Source organism: Candidatus Eisenbacteria bacterium (genome assembly GCA_030017955.1).
Lineage (GTDB): Bacteria > Eisenbacteria > RBG-16-71-46 > JASEGR01 > JASEGR01 > JASEGR01.
Window position 1 is genome coordinate 1 of record JASEGR010000064.1, and the last position, 14990, is coordinate 14990.

Below are 14990 nucleotides of genomic sequence, written 5' to 3' on the forward strand. Positions count from 1 at the left end.
TTCATCTCAAAACAGTTACAGCAACTACGGAACAAGTTAACCGGACACCAGTGGTAACAACCCCAAAGTCTGCCTGTAGTGTTACCGGGTTTGGCAATTTGCCTCCCGCAGGCGTTTCTTTGTAGAACTGGCATGGTTGACCGGCCAGGTATTTCAAGTATTCCGGAGCAGGACAGAATGAGACTTTTCTGCATCTTGATTCCCCGGACCGTGAGGAGTGTTCTTCTCATTCTTGGCGCAGTTTCCGGACTCCCTGTTTCCCTGGGAAGCCTCCTCCATGGATCCGGAATTCCACTGGCCTCAGTCAGCACTTGCTGGGCCGCGACCAAGACTGATGCAGGATTCATAATCGCAAGACTCAAGTATAAGGGGGGCGGCGATTGGTACGGCAACGCAACGTCTCTCAGGAATCTCATGAATGCATTGAGAGTACGGGGGAACGTCGTCGTCAAAGCCGACAAAGAAGCTACGGTTGAAATCATGGATGGCGATTTGTTCAACCATCCGTTTCTGTTCATGTCTGGACATGGGACTGTCAGATTTACCCAGAAGGAGGCAGAAAGGCTCAGATCATATCTTCTCAAGGGGGGCTTTCTCTTTGCGGATGATGACTACGGTATGGACAAGACGTTCAGAGAAGAGATGAAGAGAGTATTCCCGGAAAAGGACCTCATTGAGCTCCCGTTCAATCACAAAATATATCATTCGTTCTACGACTTCCCGAATGGCCCCCCGAAAATTCACGAACATGACGGGAAGCCGCCCCAGGGTCTTGCCATAGTTGACAAGGGAAGAGTCCTCGTTTTCTATACTTACGAGACCGATATTGGTGATGGACTTGAAGACGCCGATATTCACAATGATCCCCCCGAGAAAAGGGAAGCAGCACTGAGGATGGCTATAAACATCGTCACCTATGCACTCACCGATTGATGAAAAAGGCAGTTTCGCCGGAAAGCTCAGAGAGACTCTGCTTTCTGGAAAGAAGCACTATCTCAAGCGCACAGCCCTGAGGGGTGTATTGAGAGCTGTCTCGCTCGCGCTCTTCTTCTTCCTCGCAGCCCTTCTTGTTGAGATTTCGTTTCCAGGGAATAGAGCTGTGGAAACGCTCCTTTTCCTCCTGATCCTTCTCTCTTCTTTCTGGGCGCTGGTCAATCTCGTATTCCTTCCACTTGCGAGAATGCCGAATTTGGAGGGCTTTGCTCACCTTCTCGACAAGACGTTGAGGGATAGAAGAAATACCTTCCTGAATGCGTTGCTGCTTGGAAATGCAAGGGAAAAGCTGAAAGCAACGGCATCGACTCAGATGATAGATAAGGTTCTCAGTGACGTTTCGGGTCTTGCGACTCCTTCCCGCGTGCGGGCACCCGGGGATGGACAGGAACTCAGGGGGCCTGGGAGAAATGCGATTCTTGCGCTCCTTATCGTCCTTGTCCTTTTTGTCCTGTTTCCCTCAAGAATTCCGACTCTCGCAATGAGAATTCTTTCGCCTTCCTACTCACCCGGACAGGTCTCCATTCTCAAGGTTCTTCCCGGAGACTGTTCGGTTCCCAGGGGAGCGACGTTCAATGTTGAAGCTCTAACGATTGGAGGAACCGGCTTTCCCACCCTCAGATTCCGGTCGGGAGTCTCCCAGTTCAGTTCAAAAACAATGCAGGAACTTCCCGGCGAGGGAAGGGAGGATGTGAAAAGGTTCGGTATTTCGTTGGGAGAGGTCTTCTCTGATCTGGAGTACGAAGTCCGCTTCGGCGGGAAGAAGAGCAAGCTCTACAACGTGGATGTGCTGGAGCCGATAAGACCCGTTGCATTCAAGATGAAGTATCTGCCTCCCGGGTACACTGGTTTAGATGGAGAAGAAATTCAAAGCTCAACCGGCGATATTTCTGCTCTCAAGGGAACGGCAGTGACGCTCGACGTCACAACCAACGAAAGGTGTGAAAGGGGAACCATTCAGCTTGGACTTGGCAAGGAAGTCGAGCTCAAGAGCATTTCTTCCAGGGTCCTGAGGGCAACTTTCGGAGTTGTTGCGGACGACTCGTATGTTCTGAGATTGGCAGACCCGGAGTTGGCACGCCAGAAATCGAAAGGGAGTTCCCTTTCAGGGGAGCAAATCCGGGCAGGGGAAGACCTGCGTGGAAGCTCTTCCGGCACTGTGCCGGGAGCCATTGTTGCGGCAGCGGCAAGCTTCAAGTACAAAATAACCGCGCTCGCTGATAATCCACCTTTTGTCAAGATCGTCGAGCCCTCTGACGACATAGAACTGCCAAGGGAAATGAGATTCCCGGTCGTCTATGAGGTTGCAGATGATTTTGGCATAAGCGCGCTTTCGGTTGTCTGGGAGAAAAAAGACGGACCAGGGGGCAGGGCGGCAATGCCACCGCCTCAGGGCAAAGGTGGAAACGGCCAGTTCCCGTGGAACCTCTCCTCAATCGAGATTCTTCCTGGCGACACTCTAACCTATTTTCTCGAAGCAAGGGACAACGATATGATAAGCGGCCCCAAGGTTGGGCAGAGCGAAAGAAGGCGGGTGAGATTCCCGACTCTTGGCGAGATGCTCGAGGTTGCCTTGGGAAGGCAGGAGGAAAGCAGAAGGAGTATTGAGGAAATCGCTAAGGAGGAGCGGGAGCTCAAGAAGTTTTTTGATGAGACAAACGCGGGGCTTAAGAAGACCGGACAGCTTTCGTGGGAGCAGAGGAAGGGAATTGAGAAAGCAGTAGCAAGAGAAAAAGAACTTCAGGAGAAGATACGGCAGGCCTCAAAAGATATTGAAGAAGCGATGCAGAGTCTCTCCTCCAGGGATGTCCTTCAGGAGCAGATTGTCCAGAAGGTCATGGAGATTCAGGAGCTGCTCCGCGACATCGGTTCCAGGGAGCTCAAGGAGACTCTTGAGAAGATAAGCGAGGCGCTTTCCAGGATGGACCTGGGGCAAGTCAGGAAGTCTCTTGATGAGATGAGGTTTTCGAGGGAAGACCTCTTGAAGGCGCTCGAACGAACGGCCGAGCTTTTGAGGAGGGTCCAGCTCGAGGAGAAACTTGACGTCGCATCCAGGATGGCAGAAAGGCTCCAGGAGCTTCAGAAGGCAATCAACAAAAGGGTCGAGGAGATTTCAAACGAGGAGGAACTTTCTTCTCTTCTCGATGAGCAGTCAAGAGTTGAACGGGAGGCGGCTGAGTTAGAGAGACTGCTTGGCGATTTGGCATCGTCACTTCAGGAATCTGCCCCATCTCTTGCGGAAAAGCTTCGGGAGATGAACGAGTCGCTTTGTGAACAGGGTGAGATTGAAAAGGCGCTTGCGGGAATGAAGGCAAGCCTTAGCTCATGCAGCGGAGGAAACTGCAAGGGCTGGGGGTTGAAGCTTGAGCGCGAGTTCGCCCGGATGTCCATGGATCTGCAATCGGCACAGGAGCAATTCGGGCAGAAGATGAAGGAGGAGGTTGTAAGGGAAATGAGGGGGCTCGGACACGACCTTGTTTCGCTCTCGAAGAAACAGGAAGACCTTCTCTCGAAAGGACCGGAGGTTACGACAAGCGACCTTGCCACCGATGCCCAGGAGAGTTTTGAACTTACGGGCAGGGCAGGCGATAAGCTCTTTGAGATTTCAAAGAAGACAATGCTTGTCACGGGAGAACTGGTTTCGCAGCTCGGGAATGCCATCGTGAAGCTGGATGAAGCCAGAATGGCATTTGACAGCGGACGAACAACGATTGGAAGAACGCGAGTTCAGGAAGCAAGGACGTCACTTGACAAAGCAGTGGTTGCACTATTGAGGACGGAAAGCTCCATACAATCCGCCTCCTCCGCGATTGGCATGAAGGAAGCGATGCAGCGGCTCGGCGCCCTTACCGCCATGCAGGAACAGTTGAACTCAAGCGCCGAGGGTCTTGATCTTTCGGAGTTGGGACACGGGAGGCTCAGGGAATCAGTTGAAGAAGCAATGGCCCGGCTTGCAGCAGAGCAGGAAATGATAAGAGAAGGAATTGAAGAGCTGTCCGAAAAGGTTTCTCAGGAAACAAATCTTAAGAAAAACCTCAGCAAGATATCGGAAGAAATGAAGAAGATTGTCGAAAATTTCGAGAAGAAGGAGTTTGATGAATCGACTCTTGAACGACAGAAGAAGGTCCTGACAAGACTTCTGGATGCTCAGAGATCTGTGAGAAAGGAAGACTACACAAAGCAGAGATTCTCCCGGCCCGGTCAGGATGTCGCCAGAAAGACTCCTCCTCCTGTCCCTGCTCCCCTTCTTTCCCCGGAAGAAAGGATGAGGGTAGAAATCCTTAAGGGGAGAGGGGAGCGTTTTCCCCTGCGCTACAGGGCGCTCGTGGAGAAATACTTCGAATCCCTCTCGGCCAGGGCCAGGTAGGCTATTCGTTTCAATTACATGGAGAAGTGCATGAGGTCCAGGTTTTTTTGTGCAAGATTAGTTCCTCTGACTGCCCTTTTGTGTGCCGTTGTTCTCCTCTTTCTGTTTCAAGCATACTTTCTCACGGCCCAGGCGCAGGAAGAGGCGATTCAGAAACCTGCTCCGGCGGAGAAGCGTGTGAGTAAAATTCTTCCGGTTGAGCTCCAGCTGCGCAACGGCGCGAAGCTTGAAGAGAGCGGCGACCTTGAGCGCGCGCTTTCTTTCTACAGAGAGCTTGAGAAGAAGTATGCGGATGACGTGAGGATTGTGGGTTCGATAGGGAGAGTTCTGCTCAGAATGGGAAGGCTCGATGAAGCTGAAGATCTCTATCTTCGCGAAAGAGCCGTGAGGGCTGACACGCTGATTTTTGGAAGAGAGCTTGAAGCGGTTCACAGAGCCCAAAGAAGATTTGGAGTGGCTGCCCTCGACTGCATCAATGTCTTAAGGAACGACCCGCTTTCCTACGATTGGGCAAGGTCTGAGCTCATCGGTATTTCGAAAGAGCGGGAGACCCTTGATGTCGTAACCTGGACATTGAGACAGTATCGTGAAGACGAAAAAAGCGGCGGACTCATGAGCTCGCTTCTTGCGGAGATGTATCTGAGGGCAAGCCAGGACTCAATAGCGTTTGCCGAGATTCTATACGCCGATGAGAAATCCGGAAATAACGGCGAGAAGATTTTTCAGTTTGCCAGTCTGGCCAGAGCCCTTGGTCGAAGCCAAACTGCGCTCCTGGCGCTGGGAGAGGTCGAAAAAAAATTCGGCGATGCGCCCATCTCGAGACAATCATCAGTGTTTGCCCTTGAAATCTCGCTCAACCTCGAGGATAGAGAAGCAGCAATCAAGAGGCTTCAATTGCTCTCATTGAACGACGCCGTTCCGTATCTCTCGAGAGCAGCAAAGAAGAGGCTTGCGGTGCTCTTTCTTGACGGCCTTTCCGACTACGCTCACTCCTCCTACCTGATTTCCTGCTTGCTTTCGGAATCTGATTTCGAAAAGCCGGAGCTCCTGATCCTCTTGTCCAGATGCTATCTTGGAATGGAGGAGTTTGACAGGGCCGACTCATCGCTTTCTGAGGTTTTGAACTCGGAAGGCTCATCGCACAAGGATGAAGCCCTTTTCAGGAGAGCGAACATTTCCTTCTACAAGGGGGCGCTGGATGATGCGGTGACAAAGTACTTTGAACTGGCCGAAAAGCTTCCGGGGACCGACTATTCAAACGATGGACTTGAAATGGCAATGTTGATTGACGAGAACAGAAAGGATTCGAACAGGCTCAGCATGTTTTCGAAGGCACTTCTTCTCAGTGAGATCGGAAAGAAGGACAGCTCGATTGTCCTTCTTGAAAACATGACCGGCGATTCAGTCAGAACTTCGCTTGAAGCTCACGCGCTCTTTGAGCTCGGTTGTCTTCTCGAGGAGAAGGGCCGGGACAGTCTGGCATACGAAGCGTTCCTGAAACTTGGGGAACGGGAACCCGGTGACAGGCTTTCTCCTTTTGCGCTCGAGAGGGCGGGTGAAATAAAGGAAAAGCTTCTCGACTTCTCTACGGCTTCCTCCCTCTATGAGAAAGCCATTCTCAAGTATCCCGGTTCCGTGGTTGTTCCTGAGATCAGGGAGAAGCTGAACGAATTGCGAAGAAAGGTTCGCTCGTGAGACGGGGAATGCTCTTCGCTTGCATCGTGCTTCTCGTTTCATCGTTCTTTCTAAGGTTCTCCGTGGTTTCATCCGAAGCTGGAAAGCTCCTTGTGCCTATGGATGAAACGCAGAGTGATCATCTCAAATCATACGGGCTTGCATACTTTGCGCTCGAGAGAGGCGAGCGGGTTGAGTGGCTGCTCAACTACAGGGACGGCTCCTTCATGCTTGAGGATTCCCCTGAAACCAGGAATGAGGCAGGTATAAGGGGCGTTACGCTGGAGAGCGTGGATGCAGCATCCTACGCATCAATCGCTCATGAGATTGACGAGAACAACATGGAGAAGATTCTCCTGGAAAAGGCGCCGAGGATTGCCGTCTATGTTGCTCCATCGGAAGAGCCCTGGGACGATGCAGTTATTCTTGCCCTCGATTATGCTGAAATTCCCTATGTCACCTTGTGGGACGGCGACGTGCTTGACGGGAAGCTTGAGGAATTCGACTGGCTCCATCTTCACCACGAGGATTTCACCGGGCAGTACGGCAAGTTTCTCGGATCGTACGGTACGGCACCGTGGTACATCAAACAGAAAGCAGTGTACGAAGAGCTTGCAAGAAAGGCGGGATTTGCGAAAGTTTCGGAACATAAGAAGGCTGTGGTCCGGGAAATAAAGCAGTTCATCGCAAAAGGAGGTTTTGTTTTCGGCATGTGTTCCGGAACTGACAGTTTCGACATAGCGCTTGCTGCCGAAGGCGTCGATATCGTTCCGACAGAATACGACCGCGATCCTCCCGACCCAAAATGCCAGTCGAAGCTCGACTTCAAGAAATGCCTTGCCTTCGAGAACTTCAAGCTTGTACTTGAGCCCTATGTTTATGAGTTTTCAAACATTGATACAAGCAACCTTCCGATACCTCGGGGCGTGGGGATTGATGTCTTCACGCTTTTCGAGTTTTCGGCAAAGGAAGATCCCGTGCCTACTATGCTGACCCAATGTCATGCTTCCAGGATTCAGAATCTCATGGGGCAGACAACCGGCTTCTCAAAGAGCTGCATAAAGAAGGGCATCACCATAATGGCCGAGGTTGAAGGGACTGAAGAGGTCAAGTACATACACGGTTCCTTTGGGCGCGGCACATTTACGTTCTACGGAGGCCATGACCCCGAAGACTATCAGCATCTTATTGGAGACCCGCCATCGAATCTTTCTCTTCATAAACACTCCCCCGGCTACAGGCTTATATTGAACAACATCCTCTTCCCTGCCGCCGAGAAGAAGGAGAGAAAGACGTAGAGGGAAGCATCTCTGTTCAGGGCTCGGCTTTCTCGGAAATCGAGATGCCTGGAACGTAGAGTTTTCTGTTGACATCGTTCTGGTTTACGGGAAGAATTGTCTCCCACAGTGCCTCAACCTCCATGCCTACGGCTTCTTGGCTCGGGGCAATGAGGAGGTAACGGTGAAGGTTTCGTGCTTCGGTGAGTTATTTGGGATGGGAGGTAGGAGCTATGGAAGCCAATTTTCCGGACTGCAGAAAGTGCAACGATGGTGTTTTACTCCCTCTTTCAGACTACGGGCGGGATGGTGCCCCAATCACCTACAAAGCCTGGGTCTGCTCTAATCCTTCCTGCGGGTTCAATCTCAGGATTGATAATGGCGAGATAAGTCTGGGAAGAATGATAGGGACTTCGACGAAGTAAGACCCTTCAGGTTCAAATCACTTTTCTTGCAGGGGGCTTTTTTTGTTTTCCGGCCAAGTCACCAACGACCGGACATTGACTCTTGACATGTGATGACTAAGATGTTACATTGTTTATTGAGTTAATGTCGAGCTTCGAAGTGTCGCGCTGGAGAAAAGGCTGAACTGTGCCGGCATTCGCAGGGAGGCGGTGAGTATGAAATCAAAGATCTTATTCCTTGTTTTTCTGATGCTGCAAATCCCCTTGGCTTCGGAGTCCCGCACCTGGCTTGTCAAACAGGACGGGAGCGGTGACTGCACGGCTATTCAGACGTGCATTGATTCTGCGAGAGCAGGTGACACAGTCCTTGTCGCTGCCGGGACATACTACGAAAATATCCGGATTACCAAGAGGGCAACCGGTGTCCGCATCGTGAGCGAGTCAGGGCCTGAAGAGACTGTGATTGACGGGATGGGGGGGATGCGGGAAGTGGTTGATATTGATTCAGCGGGTACTGGCACGAGCCTGGAAGGGTTCACAATCCAGAACGGAAAGACAGCAAGGTTGTTCGAGCCCGGAGTAGGCATCAGTTGTGTATGGTCAAGCGTACTGATCGAAGGCAATATCATAAGGGACAACATGTGTCTCGAAGCGGATGCTGCTGGAATCTACTGCGAGGGCGGGGCCTCAATAATAAGAAGGAACCTTCTGATCAGGAATTTCTCCAGGCTCCCTGGGGCCGCGCTTGGTTTGGTTCTGGATGCCTCGAGAGTAGAACAGAATACTGTTGTGTACAACTCTGGCATTAGCGAAGGAGGGATTATTGCGGAAGTGTCTTCTGCAGTAATTGTAGGCAACATAATCGCGAATAGTGATGGACCTGGGATAATGTGCTCTGGTCCGCCGGAACCTACCCTTGCCTGCAATGACCTTTGGGAAAACCTTTTCGGGAACTACATTGGATGTGACCCAGGAGAGAGTGACCTCACGTTGGCCCCCCTATTCTGCAATCCCTCTCAGGACAACTTCTATCTCTGCGAGGCCTCCCCATGTGCTAATGCACCTGGGTGCGGTCAGATTGGCGCATTGGGGATAGGGTGTGTTTCAAGTGGGGTGGGACGGAGCACGTGGGGCAGAATAAAGGCGTTGTACAGATGATGTGTCTTGCATAGGAGCGAGGCTGAGGCAGAACAGGCTGAAGCCCGACTGGAATCCTGACGTCTGCCTTGGCCACCGACGCCGGCACCGCTACGTGACTAGCAACAATTTCTTGACGGAGTCAAACTCAGCCGGGTGCTGACCGTAGGCAGCCCTGTTTTCGGGCACTGCAACCAGCTTCACTAAGTAAACTCCGCTCGAGACAGATCTGCCGGAACCGTCAGTCCCATCCCACCGCACAGATTTTGATCCGGCCCCTTCTGTCCCTTCAAACTGCGCCGCAGCAAAGCGGCGAGGGCCTGCTTGACACCATGCTAAAGACACCCTAGCATGCTGATTTCAGGAGCACATCTCTTCGGGCTTGCAGGACCCATCTTTTCAGGACGGAGAACTCATGATTAGAGCGATAATCTTCGACCTCGATAACACCTTGACCGATTTCATGAAAATGAAGGAAGCGGCGATCGACGCTGCTGTTGAGGCTATCATTGATGCAGGTTTGAATCTCCCGAAAGACGAAATAAAGCGAAAAATTCAGGACATTTACGATGAGCAAGGAATCGAATACCAGCAGGTATTTGACGATTTTCTAAAAAGGGAACTGGGTCATATCGACCACAAGAAACTTGCTGCCGCAATTGTCGCCTACAGGAGAGCAAGAGATTCGTCGCTCATCCCGTATCCTCACGTGAACCTGGCCCTTGTTGAACTTGTGAAAAGAGGCCTTAAGCTCGCTGTGATCTCCGATGCTCCGAGACTCCAGGCATGGCTGCGGCTGTGCTATCTCCAGCTTCAGCACATATTCGACCACGTGGTCACGTTTGAGGATACGCACGAGAGGAAGCCAAGCCCTGCGCCATTCAGGAAAGCTCTTTCACTCCTGGGGGTGAAGCCGGATGAGGCGCTTATGGTGGGTGACTGGCCGGAGCGGGATATGGTGGGTGCTTCTCAACTTGGCATAAAGACTGTTTTCGCAAGGTACGGCGATACTTTCGGGACAATTGATCCTGGCGCGGATTACGAAATCAGCGACATCCTTGAGCTGCTCGATATCGTAGATGGACTGAATGATCGGGTCCCGGGAGACAGATCGAAGTCCGGTCTGTCGTAACTCATGATCGGCGTTGACATCATAGAAGTGAACAGGGTTGAGAAGGTGCTTGAGAAATGGGGAGCAAGATTTCTCGATAGGGTCTTCACCGAAAAGGAAAGAGCAATATGCGAAGAGAGAATACCTCCCTATTCTGCCTTTGCCGCGCGGTTTGCCGCCAAGGAGGCATCTTTCAAGGCATTGAGGCCCAGTCGTTCCGTGGGATGGACGGATATCGAAGTTCTCTCCGATGAGCAGGGCCGCCCCTTTGTAGTCGTCCACGGCAATGCAAAGGTTGAACTTGGAAAGAGGAGCATGTGTGTAAGCATTTCCCACTCAGACCACTATGCGATTGCTGTCGCTGCTGTGGTGGAGGAGTGAACGCGGGTCGATATCGGGGAGAATGAGCGCCACCGGAGTTTCGCGGGGTAGAGAATAATGAAAGTTGTGACATCGGCTCAAATGAAGGCGATTGATAAACGCGCAATCGAGGAATACGGGATCCCTGGACTCGAATTGATGGAACGGGCCGGACAAGGCATTCTTGAGCATATGGAGAAAGAACTTGGTGATGTTTCGCTTCACAGGGTCCTCGTTCTTTGCGGCAAGGGCAATAATGGAGGCGATGGATTCGTTCTTGCACGGAAGCTTGTTCAGAAGGGTGCGAGCGTAAAGGTTCTTCTTCTTGGAACAAAGGGCGACGTTAGGGGAGATGCGAAGACGAATCTCGGCCGGCTGGAACGGTCCGGGATAAACGTGACTCAACAGTTGAACGAGGATTGGTGGAAGGAAGCGGCGGACGCTCTCAAGTGGTGTACAGTGAAGGTTGACGCACTTCTTGGAACGGGCGCGAGAGGCCCTCTTGATGATGACATGAGACGTGCAGTTGATCTCATGAATGGCTCGAAGAAGACCTGTGTCTCGGTAGATGTGCCGACCGGCGTTAACTCCGACACCGGATCGGTCGAAGAAGTTTGTGTAAAGGCAAACCTTACGGTGACGATGGCAGCAGTGAAGAGAGGGCTTCTTCTCTTCCCGGGCAAGCAGTACTGCGGCAAGATCCGCGTTGTCGATATAGGTGTGCCTGACAAGGCTTACGCGGACGAGGGGATTCACATGGAGGCAATCGATGAAGGACTTGCGGGAAAGCTCCTCCCCCAACGAAGCCCAACGGCTCACAAGGGAGACTGCGGCAGAGTCCTCGTCATAGGCGGCTCGGTGGGAATGACAGGGGCCATCTTCCTCACATGCCACAGCGCAATGAGAGCGGGAGCAGGTCTTGTTTTTGCGGGAGTGCCCGAGAGTTTGAACGATATACTTGAAGTCAAAATGACAGAACCCTTGACAGTGCCTCTTCCGGAGACCAAGGAGAGAACATTGAGTATTTCATCGCTTGAGAAAATACTCGAGATTCTCCCGGGATTTGATGCGCTTGCTCTTGGTCCCGGCCTATCCAGAAATGAGGAATCAGCAGAGCTTGCAAGGAAGTTGATCGGGGCTGCAACCATTCCAACAGTCCTTGATGCTGATGGACTGAATGCTTTTGAGGGAAAAGGAGAGCTTCTTAAGAAGCATGGTGCCCCTCTGTCGATGACTCCGCATGCCGGAGAGATGGCACGGCTTCTCGGAATGCAGAGGGAGGATGTGGAAAGGGACAGGATTTCCATTGTTGAGACCGCTGCCAGGAAATTCTCGTCGGTTACCCTACTCAAGGGAGCACCGACACTCATCTCAACACTTTCGAGCGCAGGTGGGGGTAAGGGTCAATCGGAAGTCCCAGTCAGAACCTATATGAACACAACCGGCAGTGCCGCACTCGCCACCGCCGGAAGCGGCGATGTCCTCACCGGGACAATTCTTGCTTTTCTCGGGCAAGGTCTCTCCATCCTTGATGCGACTCTTCTCGGCGCCTATGTGCACGGTCTCGCAGGAGAGATTGCCGGAGAAGAAAAGGGAATCTGGGGAGTTGTGGCGAGTGATGTGGCGGAGAGTGTTCCGCGCGCCATGAGGAAGATTCATTCGGTACAGTGAGGACCCCCTCACCAACCTCTCCCCCTGGGGGAGAGGCTATGATGAGACGCAGACCTTATTCTTCCTCTCCCCTGGGGGGAGAGGACAAAGGTGAGGGGCAGGAGGAGGCACAAAGTTGCCAAGCGAGTTTCAGCTCCGAAAAGACATTGTGCTGGCCGGAAAGCGGCTCTACGCAAAGAGTCTGATAGTAGGTACTGAAGGAAACATCAGCGCCAGGACTGCCAGGGCGAAGATTATTGCAACACCCAAGAATGTGAACAAGGGATTCCTCGATACCGAATCACTCGCGATAGTTGACCTGGAAACTGGAAAATCTCTTTCCAAAGCCCAGCCGTCATCCGAGATAAAGATGCACCTCCATGTGTACAGGTCGAGGCCGGAAGCAAATGCCGTAGTCCATGCACATCCTCCGGTTGCTACGGGATTCTCAGTTGCCGGGATTGATCTCGCACAGTGCATTCTTCCGGAGCTCATTCTCACGGTTGGTCCGGTTCCGCTAACGCGCTACGGAACGCCTTCTACCGAAGAAGTCCCAAAAGCGATACTCCCGCATATCCACAAGTCGAATGCTTTTCTTCTGGCTAATCACGGAGCTCTCACACTTGGGAAGAGCATTGACGAAGCAACGGACAAGATGGAGATGGTTGAACAGTTTGCCAGAGTATTGCTTGTTGCCAGGGCTCTGGGAAACGTGAACGTGCTCCCGAAAGAGGAAGTCTCGCGTCTCATCGAACTGAGAAAGCTGAATGGACAGGAAATCCCACCCTCAATCTGTGAGAGCTGTAATTACTGCGAAAAGACGCCTGTCGGGAAGGGAAAAGATAAGCCCTTGATGAAAGATGAAGAACTTCTGAAGCTGGTCACATCAACTGTAAGAGAGATGATGAAATAAGAGGTAATTCCTTGAAGGCTGTGTTTCTCTTTCTTGCCATTCTGGTAGGAACCCCCAATCTTGCTCTTGCCAAGACGATAAGAGTTCCATCCGATCAGAAGAAGATCTCATCCGCAATTGCCAAGGCCTCGTATGGCGACACAATCCTAGCCGCATCCGGAACGTACGAAGAGAACATCGTGCTCAAGAAAGGGATCGTTCTCTTGGGAGGCGCATCGGCGAACTACGCGGAGCGGGACCCTGTCAGATTTGAGACTATTATCCAGGGCAAGGGACCAGGTTCCGTTGTCAGGACATCGGGTAATGAAGACAAAAAGACTGTGCTGGAGGGATTCACCATTACAAAGGGAAGAGGGACTTTCAATGCGGAGCTTTCGATATTTGTCGGTGGCGGGCTCTATGTCAATTCCTCTCCAACCATAACGAACAACAGGATAGTTTCCAACGGGGGGGATAGTACCTGGGGTGGCGGAGTGTACTTCGAAGCCGGAGAGGCGACCTTTGTTCGAAACAGAATAGAAGGAAATCTCGGAGAAGTCGGGGCAGGCATACTCTGCTACGGTGACAAATCGGCGCATTCTGTTACCGAGAATATCGTGTCACGGAACGCATCCCCGATGGGCAAGACTGATGGCGCAGGGGGCGGGATATGCGTCCTGGAAGGCGCCCATCCGGTTCTGGAGGACAATAAGATCTCAGAGAATGGAGCTCGTTGCAGGTATGGAGGGGGTGTGTGGATTTCGGGGGCAAACCCAGTTGTGTCACGGAATCTGATAAGCTCAAACAGCACAGAAGGAGGATACGGGGGCGGGCTAGGATGCCAGTGGAGCGGATGTCTCATCTCCAAGAATATTTTTGAGAAGAATTTGAGTGGAACCGGCGGCGGGATCTGGTGCTCGCAGTCAACCCCGGAGATAAGGGAAAACATCTTTGTCAGGAATGTTACCAGAGGATTTATTGCATCGGGGGGGGACGAAGTGGGTGAAACGGCCGCGCAAGGGAGAGTCGAGCTTGCTGTTGGGAAGGGCGGCGGAGTTGCCTGCCAGGACTATTCAAACGCGAGGATTGAACATAACCGTTTCGAATACAACTCGGCGATAGCCGGCGGGGCGGTCTCCGTCTTTGCGTACTCTTCTCCGATAGTAAGAGGGAATACGATGGTGAAAAACAGGAGTGAGAGCGGGTGGGGGGCCGGCATTCAGTTCGATGGCGTGTCCAGTCCGACCATAGACAGAAACATCATCGCAAACAGCACCTACGGATATGGAATTTACTGTGAAGGTCGCGCCAATAACGCATCGATCTCGTGCAATAACGTCTGGAGAAATGCCCAGGGAAACTACAATTTGTGGCAGAGCGTGAACGGAGACATCTCTGAGGATCCGCTTTTTTGCGACGAGTTTGAGGGTAACTACTATCTTGATAACGATTCACCCTGCAGGGGTCTTTCTGCCTGTGGCCGGATTGGCGCCTATCCCGTTGGGTGTGTCCAGGCGGAGACGGACACTACATTCACGACGTTTTCCACACAGAGAAGGTTCAAGGCGGTTCAATCTTACGGCGTGAGCGTTGAGGTCGTAAAGAGCGCCATTCTGGATGTACTGAGAGAGAGCGGCGAAGAAATAGACAGAGTTGACAGGACCATCGGCGTCGTTGACAGCATGACGGGGCAGACGGACCCACGGAGCTTTCTAATCGTAACCAAGGAAAGAAAGTCTGTTCGGTCAGGGATTGAAGATTTTTGCACAACCGACGTTATTAGCTCGGGCCCCTGGAGAGGCCTCAGCTGGACAATAAACATCCTCGTGAGAACCATGCCGGTTGTCACCGTTCAGGTGGGAGCGATTATGAAAACAACGGAGAGTTATTGGGCTGGAGATTTACTCCCCTGTTATTCTTCAGGAAAGCTTGAAAGGCAGATAATCGAGAAGATAAGAAAGAAGATTCATCCTTCGGGATAAGCAAATTCGGGGATGCTCCCCTCACCTTGATCCTCTCCCCAGGGGGGAGAGGTTGGTGAGGGGCGAGCCACAGTTGAACTAAGTGATGTGACGGCTCGGGTGAATCAATCTGGTGGTCATTGTTACCACGGTCATATTACAAG

Annotated in this window: 11 protein-coding genes; all 11 read left to right on the forward strand. The window is 52.1% G+C overall.

The genetic code is table 11. The features are described from left to right. The first annotated feature begins 177 nt into the window (after positions 1–177). The 11 genes from QME66_10120 to QME66_10170 all read left to right on the forward strand — a co-directional run bounded on the left by QME66_10120 (position 178) and on the right by QME66_10170 (position 14847). Positions 178–933 carry a DUF4159 domain-containing protein gene (locus QME66_10120; protein ID MDI6809321.1) on the forward strand — a complete coding sequence of 252 codons (756 nt, stop codon included), beginning with the start codon at positions 178–180 and terminating at the stop codon, positions 931–933. Continuing rightward, on the forward strand, positions 917–4360 hold the full coding sequence (locus tag QME66_10125; protein ID MDI6809322.1) for a hypothetical protein: 3444 nt from the start codon (positions 917–919) through the stop codon (positions 4358–4360). Before QME66_10120 ends, QME66_10125 begins: the two co-directional genes overlap by 17 nt. Positions 4361–4537: 177 nt before the next feature. Next, positions 4538–6055, forward strand: a complete 1518-nt coding sequence (locus tag QME66_10130) for a tetratricopeptide repeat protein (GenBank protein MDI6809323.1) — start codon at positions 4538–4540, stop codon at positions 6053–6055. 98 nt (positions 6056–6153) lie between these two features. Beyond that, positions 6154–7332 carry an asparagine synthetase B gene (locus QME66_10135; protein ID MDI6809324.1) on the forward strand — a complete coding sequence of 393 codons (1179 nt, stop codon included), beginning with the start codon at positions 6154–6156 and terminating at the stop codon, positions 7330–7332. Between the two features lie 212 nt (positions 7333–7544). After that, positions 7545–7736 carry a hypothetical protein gene (locus QME66_10140; GenBank protein ID MDI6809325.1) on the forward strand — a complete coding sequence of 64 codons (192 nt, stop codon included), beginning with the start codon at positions 7545–7547 and terminating at the stop codon, positions 7734–7736. A 195-nt stretch (positions 7737–7931) separates the two neighbouring features. After that, positions 7932–8873: a pectinesterase family protein gene (locus tag QME66_10145; GenBank protein ID MDI6809326.1), complete on the forward strand. Its 942-nt coding sequence runs from the start codon at positions 7932–7934 to the stop codon at positions 8871–8873. 394 nt (positions 8874–9267) lie between these two features. After that, positions 9268–9984, forward strand: coding sequence for an HAD-IA family hydrolase (locus QME66_10150; protein ID MDI6809327.1), 717 nt, complete (start codon positions 9268–9270; stop codon positions 9982–9984). Between the two features lie 3 nt (positions 9985–9987). Further along, positions 9988–10344: a holo-ACP synthase gene (acpS, locus tag QME66_10155; protein ID MDI6809328.1), complete on the forward strand. Its 357-nt coding sequence runs from the start codon at positions 9988–9990 to the stop codon at positions 10342–10344. Positions 10345–10401: 57 nt separating this feature from the next. Continuing rightward, complete coding sequence (locus QME66_10160) at positions 10402–11994, forward strand: NAD(P)H-hydrate dehydratase (GenBank protein MDI6809329.1); 1593 nt, start codon at positions 10402–10404, stop codon at positions 11992–11994. 115 nt (positions 11995–12109) lie between these two features. Further along, a complete protein-coding gene (locus tag QME66_10165; GenBank protein ID MDI6809330.1) occupies positions 12110–12886 on the forward strand; it encodes a class II aldolase/adducin family protein in 777 nt (258 codons plus the stop codon). Between the two features lie 20 nt (positions 12887–12906). Further along, positions 12907–14847: a right-handed parallel beta-helix repeat-containing protein gene (locus QME66_10170; GenBank protein ID MDI6809331.1), complete on the forward strand. Its 1941-nt coding sequence runs from the start codon at positions 12907–12909 to the stop codon at positions 14845–14847. The last annotated feature ends 143 nt before the right edge of the window (positions 14848–14990 follow it).